A 15,252-nucleotide genomic window follows, 5' to 3' on the forward strand; every position below is an offset into this window, starting at 1 on the left:
GGGTTAGGCCGGGCGGGCCCGGGTACTGGTCAGCGGTGGCAGTCGTGGAGAAAGTGATCGATGCACCCCCGCAGCAGGTCTTCGACGTGCTGGCCGACGGTTGGACCTACAGCGACTGGGTGGTCGGCACGGTGCACGTGCGTGACGTCGACGCGCAGTGGCCCCGGGTCGGCACCCGACTGCACCACCGGGCCGGCCCCTGGCCGTTCTCCCTGGAGGACGCCTCGACGGTGCTGGTCTGCGAACCGCCGCACCGGCTGGTGCTGCGGGCCGGCCTGTGGCCGGCCGGGGAGGCGCTCGTGGTGTTCACGCTGACCCCGGAAGGCGACGGCGCGACCCGGGTCCGCATCGGCGAGGACTTCGCCGCCGGCCCGTTACGCTGGGTCCGCAACAAGCTCAACGACCTGGTGCTGCACCAGCGCAACAAGGAGACGCTGCGCCGGCTCTCCGACATCGCCACCCGGCAGAAGGCCGACGAGCGCGCCGAACGGTGACCGGGCGGTCGCGGGGAGCCTCGGCGGGGTCCCGTCGGGCTTTTGGCTACCCTGTGGGGGAATGCCGACCCCGACTGAGGATGTCCGAGATGATCGAACCCGTGGAGCTGCCGTCACCGTGGCGGGACGCACGCCTGACCGTCGTGGTCCCCACCTACAACGAGGCGGGCAACCTCCCGGTGCTGGTCGAACGGCTGCTGGCCCTTCCGCTGCCGGGCCTGAAGGTGCTCGTCGCCGACGACAACTCGCCAGACGGCACCGGTGAGGTGGCCGACAAGCTGGCCATCGAGAACCCGGACCGGGTGCAGGTCGTGCACCGGGCCGGCAAGGAGGGCCTGGGCCGGGCGTACGTGGACGGCATCGGTCGGGCCCTCGACGGCGGCGCGGAGTACGTGGCGCAGATGGACGCCGACCTGTCGCACCCGCCGGAGGCGCTGCCCGGGATGCTGGGTGCGCTGCTGTCCACCCAGGCGGGGGTGGTGATCGGTTCCCGCTACGTGCCGGGCGGGCAGCTCGACGAGGCGTGGCCGCTCTACCGGCGGGCGCTCAGCGGCTGGGCCAACCTCTACGTGCACACCCTGCTGCGGGTACGCATCCGCGACCTGACCGCCGGCTTCAAGATCTGGCGGGCGGACGCGCTGCGCGACATCGGCCTGCACCGGGTGCAGTCGAACGGTTACAGCTTCCAGGTGGAGATGCACTACCTGGCCACCAAGCTGGGGCACACCATCCTGGAGGTGCCGATCCGGTTCGAGGAGCGGCGCGACGGCCTGTCCAAGATGACCACCGCGACCAAGGTGGAGAGCGCGCTGATGCCGTTCAAGCTGCGTACCCGGCACCGTAACCTGGACTCCTGACCCCGCGGCGGGGTCGTGGGTGGACGGTTCAGCGGTAGAGCGTCCGGTGCGCGGCGTCGATGACGCCGGCGTACAGGCCACCGGTGACGGCGCGGTCGCGGGCCAGCGCCGCCCGGGCGGCGTTCGCGCCGGGCGCGCCGTGCACCCCGCCGCCGGGGTGTGCCGACGCGCTGGCCAGGTAGAGCCGGTCGACCGGGGTGTCGGCCCGGCCCAGGCCGGGGATCGGACGGAGGAACAGCTGCTGGTACGCCGCGGCGGTGCCGCCGCCCAACGCCCCGCCGACCAGGCTCGGGTCGCCCTGTTCCAGCTCGGCCGGCCCGGCGACGTGCCGGCCGACGACCAGGCTGCGGAACCCGGGGGCGGCGGCCTCCAGCACGTCCTCCATCCGGTCCACCTGGCGGGCGATGTCCTCGGCCCGCCAGTCCCGCCGGAACGGCAGGTGGGTGTACGCCCACAGCGACTCGGTGCCGGCCGGCGAGTGCGTCGGGTCGGCGGTGGTCATCTGCCCGGCCAGCAGGAACGGGGTCGTCGGGATCTCGCCCCGGGCCAGTTCGGCGGAGTAGCTGGTGAGCCCGTCGAGGTCGGCGCCCAGGTGCACGGTGCCGGCGCCGGCCACCGCCGGGTTGGTCCACGGCAGCGGGGCGGACAGCGCCCAGTCGACCTTGAGGGTGGAACCGTCCCAGCGGAAGTGGGCCAGGTCCTCGACCAGCCGGGGCGGTAGCTGGGCGGCCCCGACCAGGTCCAGATAGAGGGCGGGGGCGGGGACGTCGGCGAGCACCGCCCGGCGGGCCCGCCACAGCTCCCCGCCGACGGTGCGGACCCCGACCGCCCGGCCCCGGGCGGTCAGCACCCGGTCGACCTGCGCCCGGTAGCTGATCCGGCCGCCCCGCTCGGTGAGCCGGGCCACCAGCGCGTCGGTGATCCGCTGCGCGCCGCCGACCGGCACCGGCCAGCCGACCTGTTGGCCGAGCATTGCCAGCAGCCACCCGTAGACGCCGGAGCCGGCCTCCTCGGGGGACAGGTCGGTGTGCAGGGCGCAGCCGGCCAGCAGCGCGGGGCCGCCCTCGCCGGTGAACAGTTCGCTGCCGAGTTTGCGCACCGGCAGGACCAGCCGGCGGGCCAGCCGTAGCGCCCCGCCGACCCGCAGTTGGCGCAGCAGGCCCAGCCCGCCGCGTACCGGGGGGAAGGGGGTGGTGATGGCGTCGAGCATCGGCCCGGCCACCTGCGCCCAGTCGGCGTACGCGTGCCGCCAGCGGTCCCCGTCGCCGGGGGCGAACGTCTCCAGCGAGGCGGCGGTGGTGTCCAGGTCCCGGTTGATCACCGCGGCGCGTCCGTCGGGCAGCAGGTGGGCCAGCACGTCGGGGGCGTGCGTCCAGGTCAGCCCGTGGCGGGGCAGGTCGAGGCCGGCCAGCACCGGGGAGGCGTACCCGAGGGGGTAGAAGGAGCTGTACAGGTCGCTGAGGTAGCCGGGGGCGGTGACCTCGGCGGAACGGACCGCCCCGCCCGGCGCGCCGGTCGCCTCCAGCACCAGGACGTCCCAGCCGGCGTCGGCGAGCAGGTTGGCGGCCACCAGGCCGTTGTGTCCGGCGCCGATGACGACGGCGTCCGCGGTGTCCGTGCCCGGCGAGATCATCAGATCCGGCTACCCGGCGGGCAACCGGGCGAAACGTGTTTGCTTCGACGGGAGCGGGGCATCCCGCCGCATGTACCGGGTGGAGCAACTCATCGGTGGGGTGTGGGGCGCGGGCGGGGCGGGCGGTGAGCTGACCGTCGTCGATCCGGCGGACGGCCGACCGGTCGGCACCGTGCCGGTGGCGACGGCCGACGAGGTCGCCAAGGCGGTGGGGGCGGCCCGCGAGGTGGCCGCCGGGTGGGCGGCGACGCCGGCGGCCGGGCGGGCGGCGCTGCTGCACGAGGCGGCGGACGCGGTGGCGGCGGCGGCGCAGGAGCTGGCCGCCGCGACGACGGCGGAGATGGGCAAGCCGTTGGGCGACGCCCGGGGCGGGGTGGCGGCCGGCGTCGGCACGCTGCGCCAGTACGCCGAGCTGGGCCCGCTGCGCGGCGGCCGGACGCTGCACGGCGACGGTGACGCGATCGACTTCATGCTGCCGCAGGCGCGGGGCGTGGTCGCCGCGATCACCCCGTGGAACGACCCGGTGGCGGTCTCCTGCGGGCTGCTCGGCGCGGCCCTGGTCACCGGCAACGTGGTGCTCTACAAGCCGAGCGAGCGGAACCCGGTCACCGGGTGGCTGCTGGCCCGGCTGTTCGACGGGGTGTTCCCGGCGGGCGTGCTGTCCCTGCTGACCGGGGGCGCGGAGGTGGGTGCGGCGTTGGCCGCGCAGCCGGTGGACGTGGTGGCGCACGTCGGGGCCACCGCGACCGGGCGGGCGATCGCGGCGGCCTGCGCCCGCACCGGGGCCAAGGCGCTGCTGGAGAACGGCGGCAGCGACCCGTTGGTGGTCGACGCCGGGGTGGACCCGCGCTGGGCGGCCGAGCAGGCGGCCATGGGGGCGTTCGCCAACGCCGGGCAGCTCTGCGTGGCGGTGGAGCGGATCTACGCGCACCGCGACGTCGCGGAGGACTTCGTCGACGCGCTGGTGGAGCGGGCCGGGGCGCTGGTCGTCGGGCCGGGCCGCGACCCGGCGACCGAGCTGGGCCCGCTTGTCGACAGGCGGCACCGCGACCAGGTGCACGGGCAGGTCACGGCGGCGGTGGCGCAGGGGGCGACGCTGCGCGCCGGTGGGGTGCTGCCGGACGGGCCGGGGGCGTTCTATCCGGCGACGGTGGTCACCGACTGCCGGCAGGAGATGCCCCTGGTCCGGGAGGAGACGTTCGGGCCGGTGGCGGCGGTGGTGACGGTGGACTCGTTCAGCGAGGCGCTGCGGTGTGCCGCCGACTCGCCGTACGGGCTGGCGGCGACGGTGCTGACCGGGTCGATGAGCCACGCCCAGCGGGCCTTTCGGGAGCTGCCGGTGGGCACCGTGAAGGTCAACGCGGTGTTCGGGGGCGCGCCGGGTGGTGCCGCGCAGCCGCGCCGGGGCAGCGGCCAGGGCTTCGGGTACGGCCCGGAGCTGCTGGACGAGTTCAGCACGGTCAAGGCGGTGCACCTGCAACCGCCGGCCGGCGGGCACTGGTGAGCCGGGGCCGCCCCGACCGGGGCGGCCCCGCGTTCCGCACGTACCCTCCGGTCAGTCGCCGCGGGCCTTGCGGGTGGCCCGGTTGTTGGCCTTCTCGATGGCCTTGACCAGTTCCGGCTTAGTCATCCGGCTGCGGCCGGGCACGTCCAGTTTCTTCGCCACCTGCATCAGGTGGTCCTTGGTGGCGTTGGCGTCCACCCCACCGGCGGTGGGGGCCCGGCGGGCCGGGCCACCGCCCTCGGCCTGCCGGTCGCTGGGGCCCTTGCGGCCCTTCGGCTCCCAGTGGTCGCCGACCTTCTCGAAGCTGTGCTTGACGGCGGCGAAGGCGGCGCGGTGCGCGCGCTCCCCCTCGCCGTAGGTCTCCACCGCCGAGTCGTGCGTCTTCTCCCAGGTGCGCTGTGCCTTCTCCGGAGAGCGTCGCAGCGTGCTGGGCAGTACCTCGCGCCCGGGCATCCCGTCCTCCTCCGCGTCGACTTCGTCTGGCTGACCGGACGGTTCCCTGGGCCGGCACCGGCAAACACCGACGTCGGGTTTGTCGATTTCCGCCGTCGGGTACCGCCCCGCCCAGACGCGCGCCGGACGCCGGGTCCGCCGGGTCGTCGGGCGACGAGGAGCCGAGCATGGCAGCGACGACGGAGCCGACCACGGTCGCCGGTGGCGGCCCGGGGGTACGCGTGCCCCGCCGGATGCGCCAGTTGAGCTGGTCGACCTGGCGCGGGGTGCTGGTCCGCAGCGGCCGGGGTTTCGTGCAGGACAACTGCGCCGACTGGGCGGCGGCGTTGACCTACTACGGGGTGCTCGCCCTGTTCCCGTCCACGGTCGTGGTGGTGGCCCTGGTGGGGCTGGTCTCCGACGGCGAGCGGACGGTGGACACCGTGCTGGACCTGGCCCGCGACATCGGGGCCGGTTCGGTGGTCGGCAACGAGGGTTTCGTCTCGGTGGTGCGCACGGTGGTCGACCAGCAGAGCGGGACGAAGGTGCTGCTCAGCTTCGGTCTGCTGGGCGCGTTGTGGTCGGCGTCGGGGTTCATCGGCGCGTTCACCCGGGCCTCCAACGCGATCTACGGCGTCGAGGAGGGCCGCCCGTTCTACCGGCTGCGCCCGTTGCAGATCGGGATGGCCGCGCTGTCCCTGCTGCTGCTCGCCGTGGTGGCGCTGGGTCTGATCGTCAGCGGCCCGGTGACCGACGCGGTGGGTGACCTGGTGGGTGCGGGCGGACTGGCCCGCACGACGTGGAGCGTCGTGAAGTGGCCGGTGCTGGCCATGGTGATGATGACGCTGTTGTCGCTGATGTTCTGGATCGCCCCCAACGTCCGGCAGCCCCGGTTCCGGTGGCTCACCCCGGGTGGGGCGGTGGCGTTGCTGTCCTGGATCGTGGTCTCCTTCGGCTTCGGCCTGTACGTGGCCAACTTCGGCTCGTACGACGTCACCTACGGCAGCCTGGGCGCGGTCATCGCCTTCCTGGTGTGGCTGTACCTGTCGAACTCGGCGCTGATGTTCGGGGTGCAGATCAACGCGGAGTTGCAGCGCGGACGCCGGTTGCAGGCGGGCGAGGACGACCCGGGTGAGCCGGTGCTGCCGCCGAAGGCCACCGCCGGTTCGTGACCCGTCGGGTTCGGCGTCCGGGTCGGTGTTTCCCCGGGGCGGGCGCGGGTAGCACAACAGACATGGAACGTGGCAGCAGCAAGCACGCACCGAGGGTCGACGACCAGATGAGCCAGGAGGTCAGCGGCCTCGTCCAGGGGTCCGGCGCCGGTGGTTCCCGGGTCGAGGAGTTCCGCGAGGCGGAGCCGGCCGGCGAGGACCAGCCGGGCGCGACCACGGCACCGGCGGGCGACCTGCGCACCGGCACCCCGCAGGGGATGACCTCGGAGGACGTGGAGGCGCGCAGCCGGCTGGGTCGGTTCATCACGATGACGGCCCTGCCCGGGGACCGGCTGACGCTGGTGGCCAACGCGCGGGAGAACGACGCGCCCGACGACCTGGTGGCCGCCCTGGAGCGCCTGCCGGAGGGCACCCGTTTCCAGACGATTTCCGAGGTGTGGGCCGCACTCGGGCACCGGAACGAGACGACGCGTTGGTGACCGGATCGGCCCACGATCCGGACGAGCACCAGCGGCCAGAGGAGGATTTCGCATGAGCGGCGTCATCGAGCACGTGGACGTGTCGGTACCGGTACGGACCGCCTACGACCAGTGGACCCAGTTCGAGGAGTTCCCCCACTTCATGGAGGGGGTGCAGGAGGTCCGGCAGCTGTCGGAGACGATGACCCACTGGACGGTGGAGATCGCCGGGGTCAAGCGCGAGTTCGACGCCGAGATCACCGAGCAGCTCCCCGACGAGCGGGTGGCCTGGAAGTCGACAGGTGGCACCCAGCAGGCCGGTGTGGTGACGTTCCACCGGCTCGACGAGGACAACACCCGGGTGACCCTGCAGATGGACTTCGAGCCGCACGGCGTGGTCGAGCAGGCCGGCGACAAGCTGGGCGTGGTCGACCGGCGGGCCAAGGGCGACCTGGAGCGGTTCAAGCAGTTCATCGAGCGTCGCGGTCAGGAGACCGGGGCGTGGCGCGGGTCGGTCGACCGGCCGCAGCCCTGATTGCCCTCCTCCCCCGACCCGGACGCACGAATCCGACGGCCGCCGGTTCCCCGGCGGCCGTCGCCGCGTCCGGGTCCGGCCGTTTGCGATCATCGGGTCGGGGTACGGCGACGGTATGACGGACAACGACGGCAGGGTGTGGCGGGACGAGCGGAAGACACCGCTGGAGGAGTTGGACCGGGCGATCGCCAGGTCCACCATCGACGGGCAGGCCGACGACCCGACCGGCAACGACGCGGGCGAGGAGGCCGCCTTCGGGCACGGCCCCGAACCGGTGGACCGGGGTGCCGGCCCGCAGACCGGGCGTCGGGAGATGACCGACACCGAGCGCGCCTACCGCCCCTCCACGACGGGACGGACCGGACCCGACACCATGTGACGGTCGGGGTCAGGGGTCCGGGTCGGGGGGTCGATGATGCGGTGTCCCGGTCGAACGACACCGCATCATCGACCCAGCAGCCCGGTTGCCCTTGCTGGCCGAGCCCGAGAAGGGCGGAAGCGGGCTCAGTGGGTGGGGGGCGGTGCGGCGGTCTGGCGGGCGGCTGCGGCGTGCGCCACCAGCAGCGCCACCGCCAGCACCGTCAGCGCCGGGCCGAGCAGCCGCACCGACGTGTCGCCGAGCAGCACGCCGAGCCCGGCCGGGATGAGGGCCGCCCCGATGCCGGCGGCGCCGATCTGCACGCCGATCACCCGGTCGGCGTGCTGCCGGCCGACCCGTTCGGCGGTGCTCAGGGTGAGCAGCGGGAACACGGGCGCGGCGGCGAACCCGAGGACGACCAGGCCGGCCACCGTCACCCAGCCCGGCCCCGGCAGCGCGATCAGCACCGCGCCGGCCGCCATGCCCAGCAGGCTGCCCCGCAGCACCCGGGCGGTGCCGAGCCGCTCGGCGACCAGCCCCTGCACCACCCGGCCGACGAAGAGGCTGCCCCAGTAGCCGGAGACCGCCACCCCGGCGGCCTCAGCGGACACCCCCCGTCCCTCGGTGAGCAGCAGGAACGCGTAGAGCCCGGCGGACACCTCGATGGCCACGTAGACGGCGAAGGCGAGCGCGCCGAACCAGACGGCGGGCAACCGGAGCGTGTCGGCGATCCGCACCCCCGCCGGGCCACCGTCCGACCCGCCAGGCCCGGCCACCGTCGGACCCTCCACCGGTCCACCACGCCCGGCCACCGCCGGGTCGTCCACCGGTCCACCTCGCCCGGATTCCGCCGGACCGTCGACCGGTCCGCGGTGGCCGGCCGGTGCGACGACGGTGTCGTCGGGCCGCGCACCGACCGTCCGGTCGACCGGCACGGCGTGCGGCGGCGGGGGGCCGGCCGTACGGTCCCGCCACGCGCCGACGGTGAGCGCGAACGCGGTGGCCAGCGCGAGCTGGGCGGCGGCGGTGACGGCGTACCCCCAGCGCCAGCCGGCCCCGGTGCTCAGCATGGCGGTCATCACCAGCGGGCCGATGGCCACGCCGAGGCCGAAGAAGGCGTGCATCCAGTTCATGTGCCGGGGGCCGAACGCCCCGGCGGCGTACGCGTTGAGACCGGAGTCGATCGCCCCGGAGCCCAGACCGAGCACCAGCGCACAGCCGATCAGCACGGTCAGCGCCGGTGCGTTGGCGTACCCGGTCAGCGCGAGGCTGGCCAGCAGGGTGCTGCCGGCCAGCAGCCGGCCCACACCCAGCCGGGCGAGGGTGAACCCGGCCAGCACGCTGGAGGTCAGGTACCCGATCGTGCCGGCGGTGAGCACCAGCCCGACCGCGCCGGTCGGTACGCCGAACTCGGTGCTGATCGAGGGCCAGCCGACGCCGAGCAGGCCGTCGGGCAGGCCGAGGCTGACGAACGCGAGGTAGGCGAGCAGGAGCAGGGAGGTACGGGGCGGGGCGACGGACACGGAGGCTCATCCTGCCGCATCTCCGGGAACGGGTCGACGTGATTGTCGCCTCCCCCGAACCGGTGGTTTGGAACGCCCGGACGGGCAGTAAACCGGACAGGTCGTCCAGAATCCGCCGTTCGGCTGACGGTAATCCGAAGGGGTCGCGCAAGACTTTCGGGATGCAACAGGGCTCCGGTTTCCTCACCCCTCGTCAGCGTCGCCTGGCCTGGCTCGGCTTCCTGCTCGCCGCCATCCAGGCCCCGGTCTCCGCCAGGTTCTCCTCCGACGACTCGTGGCTGTTCAGCCTCTGCGTCGCGCTCATGGTGGCCACCGTGATCATCGCCGACGACGCCAGCCGTCGTCGCCCGGCCGACGCCACCAGCGCGGACTGAACCGCCCGGCGGCCCCCGTCACGGGGTCGGACCGGGGAACTCCCGCTGCGGGCAGCTGAGCGGGCGCGCCGGGTCGATCCGGTGCAGGGCGTACCCGGTGCCCTGCGTCGGGACGTGCGTGCTCGGCGCGCGGTCGCCGATCTGGATCAGGGCGTGCCAGCCGGTGCGCTGCGCGGTGTACCGGGTGCAGCCGTCGATTACCTCGGTGTGCTGCCGGGCCGTCACGGTGGCCCGGCTCTGGACGAAGCTCGTCGGGTCGGCCGGGTCGCTCCCGGCCAGCAGCAGCGAGGACGCGGCCGTCGTGGTGTGCGCCCAGAACGACTCCCCCGCCGTCAGCCAGAGGTCGGCGACGGTGACCAGGTCGTGGTCGACCAGGCTGGAGAAGGTCAGGTCGGGGTCGGACGCGCCGGTGGTGCCGGAGTGCGTCACCGGCGGCAGGGTGATCGTGGTGGTGTCCGTGCGCTGCTGCACCCAGTACGGGCCGGGCGTGTACGCGGTGACCGCTGCCGTGTAGGCACCGAACGGCCGGTGCCCGGCCGTGGAGTCGACCACCACGAAGTCGGTGCGACCGAGCCCGTAGAGGCTGGTGGCGAGCGTGCTGCCGGCGGCGTCGCGCAGGATCAGGTCCCAGTCGGCGGTGGCGGCGGGCTGGACGGCGACCACCGACCAGTGCCGCTGGTAGGTGCGGTAGGTGTAGTCCTGTGCGGTCCGGGCGATCTGCACGTCGCCGTCGCCGAGCCCGGTGCCGGCCACGGCCGCCCCGGGGTGGGCGAGCGGCACGGTCAGGGCCAGGGCGACGGTGCCGGCGAGGCGCACGCCGAACCACCGGCGGGCGGAACGGGACAGAGCCATCGATGGGATTCCTTCCGGGTGGGATCTGGACTGTAGCGACGCCGCACCGCCCGGGGCGTCGTCCCGCGCTGTCGGATATCGGCCCCGCCACGGCGGCCACCGGTGTGCGACCTTGTCGGCATGCCGCCGCGCACCGGCACCGGGCCCGGCACCCGCCGTGCCCCGGTCGCCGTACACCGGCACCCCGAGCCCGAGGAGCGCCGACCGTGACGAGACGACCGACGGTGTGGACGTGGCTGCTGAGCCTGCTGGCGGTGGTGGCGCTCACCCCGACCCCGGCGTCGGCCGCCCCGGTCGTGGGCGAGCGGGACGCCCGCGACCTCGCCGCCGTCCGCAGCGCCGCCGCGCAGGCGACGTGGTCCACCGGCCCGGTCGCACCGGGCGTCAGCCAGGGCTGGGTGTGGAACAACGCCAACCCGCTCAACGCCGCCTACCAGGTGGGGTTGTCCCCCACCGGGGCCGGCGACACGACCCCCTGCCAGTTCGAGGTGACCCGGACCTGGTACTCCCGCGAGCCGGGCGGCGAGCGCCGGTTCCACTTCGTGGTCCGCAACAGCGGCACGCTCACCTGCACGGCCACCGTCCTGCTGTCCTGGCTGACGCCGACCCACGACTGGTCGACAGGCGCGCTCGCGCCCGGGGCCAGCGGAAACTACGGCTGGGTGGAGCAGATCGCGCCCACCGTGTCGTACCTGCTGGGGGTGACGCCGACCGGGGCGACCGCGACGGCCGCCTGCCAGTTGGAGATCACCCGCAGCTGGTACCGGCAGGAACCGGACGGGGTACGCAAGTTCTACTTCGTGCTCCGCAACATCGGCACGATCACCTGCTCCGGTCAGTTCCAACTCGCCCAGACCGACCCGTCGGCGTCGTGGTCGACCGGGACGCTCGCCGTCGGGGCCTCGGCCACCTGGACCTGGAACAACGCCAACCCGCTGACCGCTGTCTACCTGCCCGGCCTGGCCCCGACGGGAGCCGCCGGGGGCAACGCCTGCCAGTTGGAGGTGACCCGGAGCCGGTACGTGCAGCGGGCCAACCCCGACGGCTCCCGCCAACGGCAGTACGTGCTGACCGTCGGCAACGTCGGGCAGCTGCCGTGCGGCGGCACCGTGCTGCTCGGGTCGTTGACCCCCTGACACGCCGGGACGGATTCCGGCACCGCGTCCCGTTGCTGTCCGCCCCGACGCCGCCGGTGGGCGGTGCGCCGTCTGGCCGCCGAGGGCGGATCGGTCCCGGTGGCCGAGGGCCGGTCGACCGGCGGGGGGACCCGTACCGGCCGGCTGGCCGACACCGCCGGGGTTACCGGGTGGTTAACCTCGGTCCTCATGCGAGTGCCGTACCCCCAGGTCGCGACCCGGACCGCCGTGCGCGCGGCACGCTCCCACCTGGCCCTGCTCAGCGCCTCGGTCGGTGCCCCCGGCCTCGCCGCCGCAGCGGCCCGGCCCGGCCTGCTCGCGCTGGTCGACCAGCACGCCGCGGCCATCCGGGACAGCCTCGACGGTGACCGCCGGCCGCTGACCCCGACCGCCCTGTCCGGCTACGCCGAGGGGGTACGCGACACCGCCCGCGCACACGGCCTGTTCCCCGAGGGCGCGGCGGACTTCACCGCCCCGGACTGGGTGCTGGTCCGCCTGCTCGCGGTCTGCGCCCTGGCCCGCACCCTCGACCCCCGGCACCTCGACCCGGCCTGACCGGAAGCACGCAGGCAGGGTGCCCGCGCCGTGCGCGGACACCCTGCCTGGGTGTGTGCTGTCGACTCAGCTGCCCGGACGGCCGAACTGCTGGGTCTCGTCGCCGGAGCCGGACTGGTAGGTGCCCCGGCCACCGGCCATCGTGCGGGCCTCGTCGACGCGCGGCATGGCCTGCGTCCGCTCGCCGCCCCGGTCGGCCATCTGCCGGCTCATGTCACCCTGCCCGGCCGCGCGGGCCCGCCGGTGCTCCTGGACCGCCCGCGACTCCTCGGCCGCCCGGTCCAGCCAGCCGTCCCAGCGGGACTGCATCGGCTTCACCAGACCACCGCCGACACCGACGATCAGGATGCCGGCCACGGTGGCGAGCACCGCGATCAGGACCGGCGTGGTGACCGTGGTGGCGATGCCGACCTGGTTCAGCGCGGCGATCACCCCGAGCGCCAGGATGAAGACGGCCGTCAGGTCGGCCAGCACCTTGCCGTACGACAGGCCACCGAGCGCACCGGAGACCAGGTCCCGCACGGCGTTGGCGATCGCGGCGGCCACCACCACGATGACGATCGCGATGAACGCCCGTGGCAGCCAGGCCACCACCCCCCGGATGAGGTCGCTGATCGCGTTGGGGCCCCACACCCCGAACGCGAACTGCAGGGTGAACAGCAGCACCGCGTAGTACGCCAGGCGGGCCAGGATGTCACTGGCGTCGTACTTGGTGCGTTCCAACGCGCGTCTGATCCCGCCCCGTTCGACCGCCCGGTCGAAACCCACCCGTTCCAGCGCCGCGTCCACGATCTTCAGTACCGCGCGGGCGATGAGCCAGCCCACCACGAGGATGACGATGAACGCGATGGCTCTCGGCACGAACAGCAGCACCGATCGCCACATGTCGGTCAAGGCGCTACCGATGTCGACCTGCCTGACCGCAAGGGTTTCCGGCATGATGTCCCTCCTGTCCAATGGACTGCGCCGCCCGGTTACCCGTCCGCCGCAGCAGCACGCCGGAGAATCCGCACCGATTTTCCCGACATGTCTATAGAAAAGTGGCCGGAACTGCACGAAGGTCGGCGTCAGTGGAGGCGCCGGGCATGATCGGGTCGTCCGGGCCGGCTCCGGATAGGCTGCGGGCATGCCAGGCACGGTCGGGCGGGTCCCGACGTCACCAACCCCCGCACCGGGGCCGGCCGGGGTCGAACCGGAGGCGGCGGCAGTGCCCGCCCACCCGTGGGCCGACACCCCGCTGGGCCCGCAACAGGGTTGGGACGTGACCATCCGCGTCCTGGTCGACGTGATCCTGTCCTGCCCCGTGCCGATGGCGCTGCACTACGGCGACGACTTCGTGCTGCTCTACAACCAGGCGTACGCGGAGGTGATCGGCGACCGGCACCCGGACGCGATGGGCCGGCCCGCCCCCGAGGTCTACGCCGACCTGTGGCACAGCCCGGACGTCGGCGAGGTCATCGAGCGCGCCTACCGGTACGGCGAGTCCTTCCTCCAGAAGGAGTCGGTGCTCCCCGTCCACCAGCAGGGCACCGGCGAGCACACCGTCTTCACCAGGGGCCACTCCCCGGTCCGCGACAGCACCGGGCGGATCGTCGGCGTGCTCACCGTCGCCGCCCAGACCAGCCAGCTCACCCAGCAGTTGCAGAGCCTGTCCGACTTCGCCGCCGCGCTGTCGGGCACCCTCACCCTCGACGACGTGGCCCGGGTGACGCTGCGCTACGCGCTGCACTCCTTCGACGCCGACCAGGTCTCCTTCGCCGTCGACGACGGCCCCGCCTGGCGGCTGGTCCGGCGCATCCGGGGCGAACTGCTCGACGAGGCCGACGAGCGGCTGCCCCCGCTGTGGCGGCCCGTCCCGCCGGACACCACCGCCCCGGTGGTGGTCGGCGCGCGCAGCGGGGTGCCCTTCTTCGCCGGCGACGGCCAGCCGCTGCGGGACACCGCCGTCGACCGGCACGACCAGAAGATCCGTTCGCTGGCCGCGTTGCCGCTGCGCTCGTCGGTGATCCGCGGCGGCCTCGCCGTCGGCTACCAGGCCCCGCACGGCTGGACGGCGGCGGAACGGGCGCTGCTGGCCGCCTCAGCCGAGCTGGTCGGTCAGGCTGCCGAGCGCGCCCGCCGGTTCGAGACCCAGCACGGCACCGCCCAGCTGCTGCAACGCAGCATGCTCCCGGAGCAGCTGCCGGCGCTGCCCCGGCTGCGCATCGCCGCCCGCTACGACCCCGGGGTCGACGGCAACGCCGCCGGGGGCGACTTCTACGACGCGTTCCTGCTGCCCTCCGGTGACCTGGGGGTGGTGCTGGGCGACGTCGCCGGGCACGACGTGCAGGCGGCGGCCCGGATGGGGCAGGTACGCGCCGCGCTGCGGGCGCTGGCGCTGACCGATCCCCGCCCGGACGCCGTCCTGGCCGGGCTGGACCGGCTGGTGGCGAGCCTGGGCACCGAGACCGGCACCCACGAGCTGTTCGTGACGGTGGCCTTCGGGGTGGTCGACGCCGACCGGGGCGAGATCACCCTGGCCAGTGCCGGGCATCCCCCGCCGCTGATCCGGCGGACCGGGCCGGACGGCGTCGCCACCGCCGACTTCGTCGAGCTGCCGACCGGCGCGCCCCTGGGGTTGGGGTGCCGGCCGCCCACCGCGACCGTGCCCTTCGCCCCCGGCGACACCCTGCTGCTCTACAGCGACGGGGTGGTCGAGCGGCGGCGGCAGAGCCTCACCGCCGGCCTGGCCGGGTTGGCGTCGGCGGTGGCCGGGGCGGCCAGCGGTGACCCCCGGGCGCTGTGCGCGGTCGCCACCGGCGCGGTCCCCGGCGCCACCGAGGACGACGTGGCGGTGCTCGCGGTCGAGCACGCGCTCAAGCCGAGCCGGTCGGCCGGGATGGAGATGCCCGCCGAACCGACCGCTCCCAGCCGGGTACGCCACTGGATGACGGCGCAGCTCGCCGAGTGGCAGGTGCCCGAGGCGGTGATCGGCGCGGCCGTGCTGTGCACCAGCGAGCTGACCACCAACGCGTTGCTGCACGCCGGCACCGCCGCCCGGGTGGAGATCGACCTGAGCCCGGAACGGCTGCTGGTGTCGGTGGCCGACTCGGGCACCCGGGGCACGGTGACCCGCGCCCAGACCGACACGCTGAGCAGCCGGGGCCGGGGCCTCGGGCTGATCGAACAGCTCTCCGACGCCTGGGGCACCGACCCGACGGTACGGGGCTCGACGGTCTGGTTCGAGATCCTCCTACCCACCGGCTGACCTCCCGTGCCGGTGGGTCCGACCCGGCCGGCGGCCATCGGCGGCCGCTGATCGACCGCCCGTGCCGGGACAAGCCGGACACCCAGGCTTAGCCCGGCCGGTCACGGGGCACAGTCCCACCC

General features: G+C 74.2%; 16 protein-coding genes. 11 read left to right on the forward strand and 5 right to left on the reverse strand.

Going from position 1 to position 15,252, the window contains the following annotated elements:
- Nucleotides 1-44: 44 nt before the first annotated feature.
- On the forward strand, nucleotides 45-494 hold the full coding sequence (locus tag ACN265_RS20910) for an SRPBCC family protein (protein WP_357935554.1): 450 nt from the start codon (nucleotides 45-47) through the stop codon (nucleotides 492-494).
- Between the two features lie 89 nt (nucleotides 495-583).
- A complete protein-coding gene (locus ACN265_RS20915; RefSeq protein WP_204927683.1) occupies nucleotides 584-1,351 on the forward strand; it encodes a polyprenol monophosphomannose synthase in 768 nt (255 codons plus the stop codon).
- A 28-nt stretch (nucleotides 1,352-1,379) separates the two neighbouring features.
- Here ACN265_RS20915 and ACN265_RS20920 read toward each other — a convergent pair whose 3' ends face one another.
- On the reverse strand, nucleotides 1,380-2,984 hold the full coding sequence (locus tag ACN265_RS20920; protein WP_421409026.1) for a phytoene desaturase family protein: 1,605 nt from the start codon (nucleotides 2,982-2,984) through the stop codon (nucleotides 1,380-1,382).
- A 70-nt stretch (nucleotides 2,985-3,054) separates the two neighbouring features.
- On the opposite strand from ACN265_RS20920, the gene ACN265_RS20925 reads away from it, so the two are divergent.
- On the forward strand, nucleotides 3,055-4,488 hold the full coding sequence (locus ACN265_RS20925) for an aldehyde dehydrogenase family protein (RefSeq protein ID WP_421409028.1): 1,434 nt from the start codon (nucleotides 3,055-3,057) through the stop codon (nucleotides 4,486-4,488).
- A gap of 51 nt (nucleotides 4,489-4,539) precedes the next feature.
- Here the strand turns inward: ACN265_RS20925 and ACN265_RS20930 are convergent, their stop codons facing one another.
- Entirely contained in the window at nucleotides 4,540-4,941 is a 402-nt protein-coding gene (locus tag ACN265_RS20930) for a ChaB family protein (protein ID WP_145918831.1), read from the reverse strand.
- Between the two features lie 167 nt (nucleotides 4,942-5,108).
- Between ACN265_RS20930 and ACN265_RS20935 the strand changes: the two genes are divergently transcribed.
- From ACN265_RS20935 to ACN265_RS20950, 4 genes are all read left to right on the forward strand, one after another.
- The gene (locus tag ACN265_RS20935) at nucleotides 5,109-6,092 is read left to right on the forward strand and encodes a YihY/virulence factor BrkB family protein (RefSeq protein WP_377686298.1); all 984 of its coding nucleotides are present in this window, start codon (nucleotides 5,109-5,111) and stop codon (nucleotides 6,090-6,092) included.
- A gap of 62 nt (nucleotides 6,093-6,154) precedes the next feature.
- Nucleotides 6,155-6,571, forward strand: a complete 417-nt coding sequence (locus ACN265_RS20940) for a DUF2795 domain-containing protein (protein ID WP_088644065.1) — start codon at nucleotides 6,155-6,157, stop codon at nucleotides 6,569-6,571.
- 52 nt (nucleotides 6,572-6,623) lie between these two features.
- The gene (locus tag ACN265_RS20945) at nucleotides 6,624-7,085 is read left to right on the forward strand and encodes an SRPBCC family protein (RefSeq protein WP_145918828.1); all 462 of its coding nucleotides are present in this window, start codon (nucleotides 6,624-6,626) and stop codon (nucleotides 7,083-7,085) included.
- A 115-nt stretch (nucleotides 7,086-7,200) separates the two neighbouring features.
- Nucleotides 7,201-7,464 carry a hypothetical protein gene (locus tag ACN265_RS20950; RefSeq protein WP_204927688.1) on the forward strand — a complete coding sequence of 88 codons (264 nt, stop codon included), beginning with the start codon at nucleotides 7,201-7,203 and terminating at the stop codon, nucleotides 7,462-7,464.
- Nucleotides 7,465-7,589: 125 nt separating this feature from the next.
- On the opposite strand, the gene ACN265_RS20955 is transcribed toward ACN265_RS20950, so the two are convergent.
- Nucleotides 7,590-8,966, reverse strand: coding sequence for an MFS transporter (locus ACN265_RS20955; RefSeq protein WP_421409030.1), 1,377 nt, complete (start codon nucleotides 8,964-8,966; stop codon nucleotides 7,590-7,592).
- A gap of 161 nt (nucleotides 8,967-9,127) precedes the next feature.
- Here ACN265_RS20955 and ACN265_RS20960 point away from each other — a divergent pair, with 161 nt between their 5' ends.
- The gene (locus tag ACN265_RS20960; RefSeq protein ID WP_204927690.1) at nucleotides 9,128-9,340 is read left to right on the forward strand and encodes a hypothetical protein; all 213 of its coding nucleotides are present in this window, start codon (nucleotides 9,128-9,130) and stop codon (nucleotides 9,338-9,340) included.
- A gap of 18 nt (nucleotides 9,341-9,358) precedes the next feature.
- Here ACN265_RS20960 and ACN265_RS20965 read toward each other — a convergent pair whose 3' ends face one another.
- Complete coding sequence (locus tag ACN265_RS20965; protein WP_421409033.1) at nucleotides 9,359-10,192, reverse strand: hypothetical protein; 834 nt, start codon at nucleotides 10,190-10,192, stop codon at nucleotides 9,359-9,361.
- A gap of 206 nt (nucleotides 10,193-10,398) precedes the next feature.
- Here ACN265_RS20965 and ACN265_RS20970 point away from each other — a divergent pair, with 206 nt between their 5' ends.
- Nucleotides 10,399-11,328 carry a hypothetical protein gene (locus ACN265_RS20970; protein WP_420117913.1) on the forward strand — a complete coding sequence of 310 codons (930 nt, stop codon included), beginning with the start codon at nucleotides 10,399-10,401 and terminating at the stop codon, nucleotides 11,326-11,328.
- Between the two features lie 189 nt (nucleotides 11,329-11,517).
- Complete coding sequence (locus ACN265_RS20975; protein ID WP_420117912.1) at nucleotides 11,518-11,883, forward strand: DUF6401 family natural product biosynthesis protein; 366 nt, start codon at nucleotides 11,518-11,520, stop codon at nucleotides 11,881-11,883.
- Nucleotides 11,884-11,949: 66 nt separating this feature from the next.
- On the opposite strand, the gene ACN265_RS20980 is transcribed toward ACN265_RS20975, so the two are convergent.
- Nucleotides 11,950-12,822 (reverse strand): mechanosensitive ion channel family protein, encoded by an 873-nt coding sequence (locus tag ACN265_RS20980; protein WP_204927694.1) that lies wholly within the window; start codon nucleotides 12,820-12,822, stop codon nucleotides 11,950-11,952.
- Between the two features lie 187 nt (nucleotides 12,823-13,009).
- On the opposite strand from ACN265_RS20980, the gene ACN265_RS20985 reads away from it, so the two are divergent.
- Entirely contained in the window at nucleotides 13,010-15,130 is a 2,121-nt protein-coding gene (locus tag ACN265_RS20985; protein WP_420117911.1) for a SpoIIE family protein phosphatase, read from the forward strand.
- The last annotated feature ends 122 nt before the right edge of the window (nucleotides 15,131-15,252 follow it).

It is taken from the genome of Micromonospora sp. WMMD730 (genome assembly GCF_049178955.1).
Lineage (GTDB): Bacteria > Actinomycetota > Actinomycetes > Mycobacteriales > Micromonosporaceae > Micromonospora > Micromonospora wenchangensis.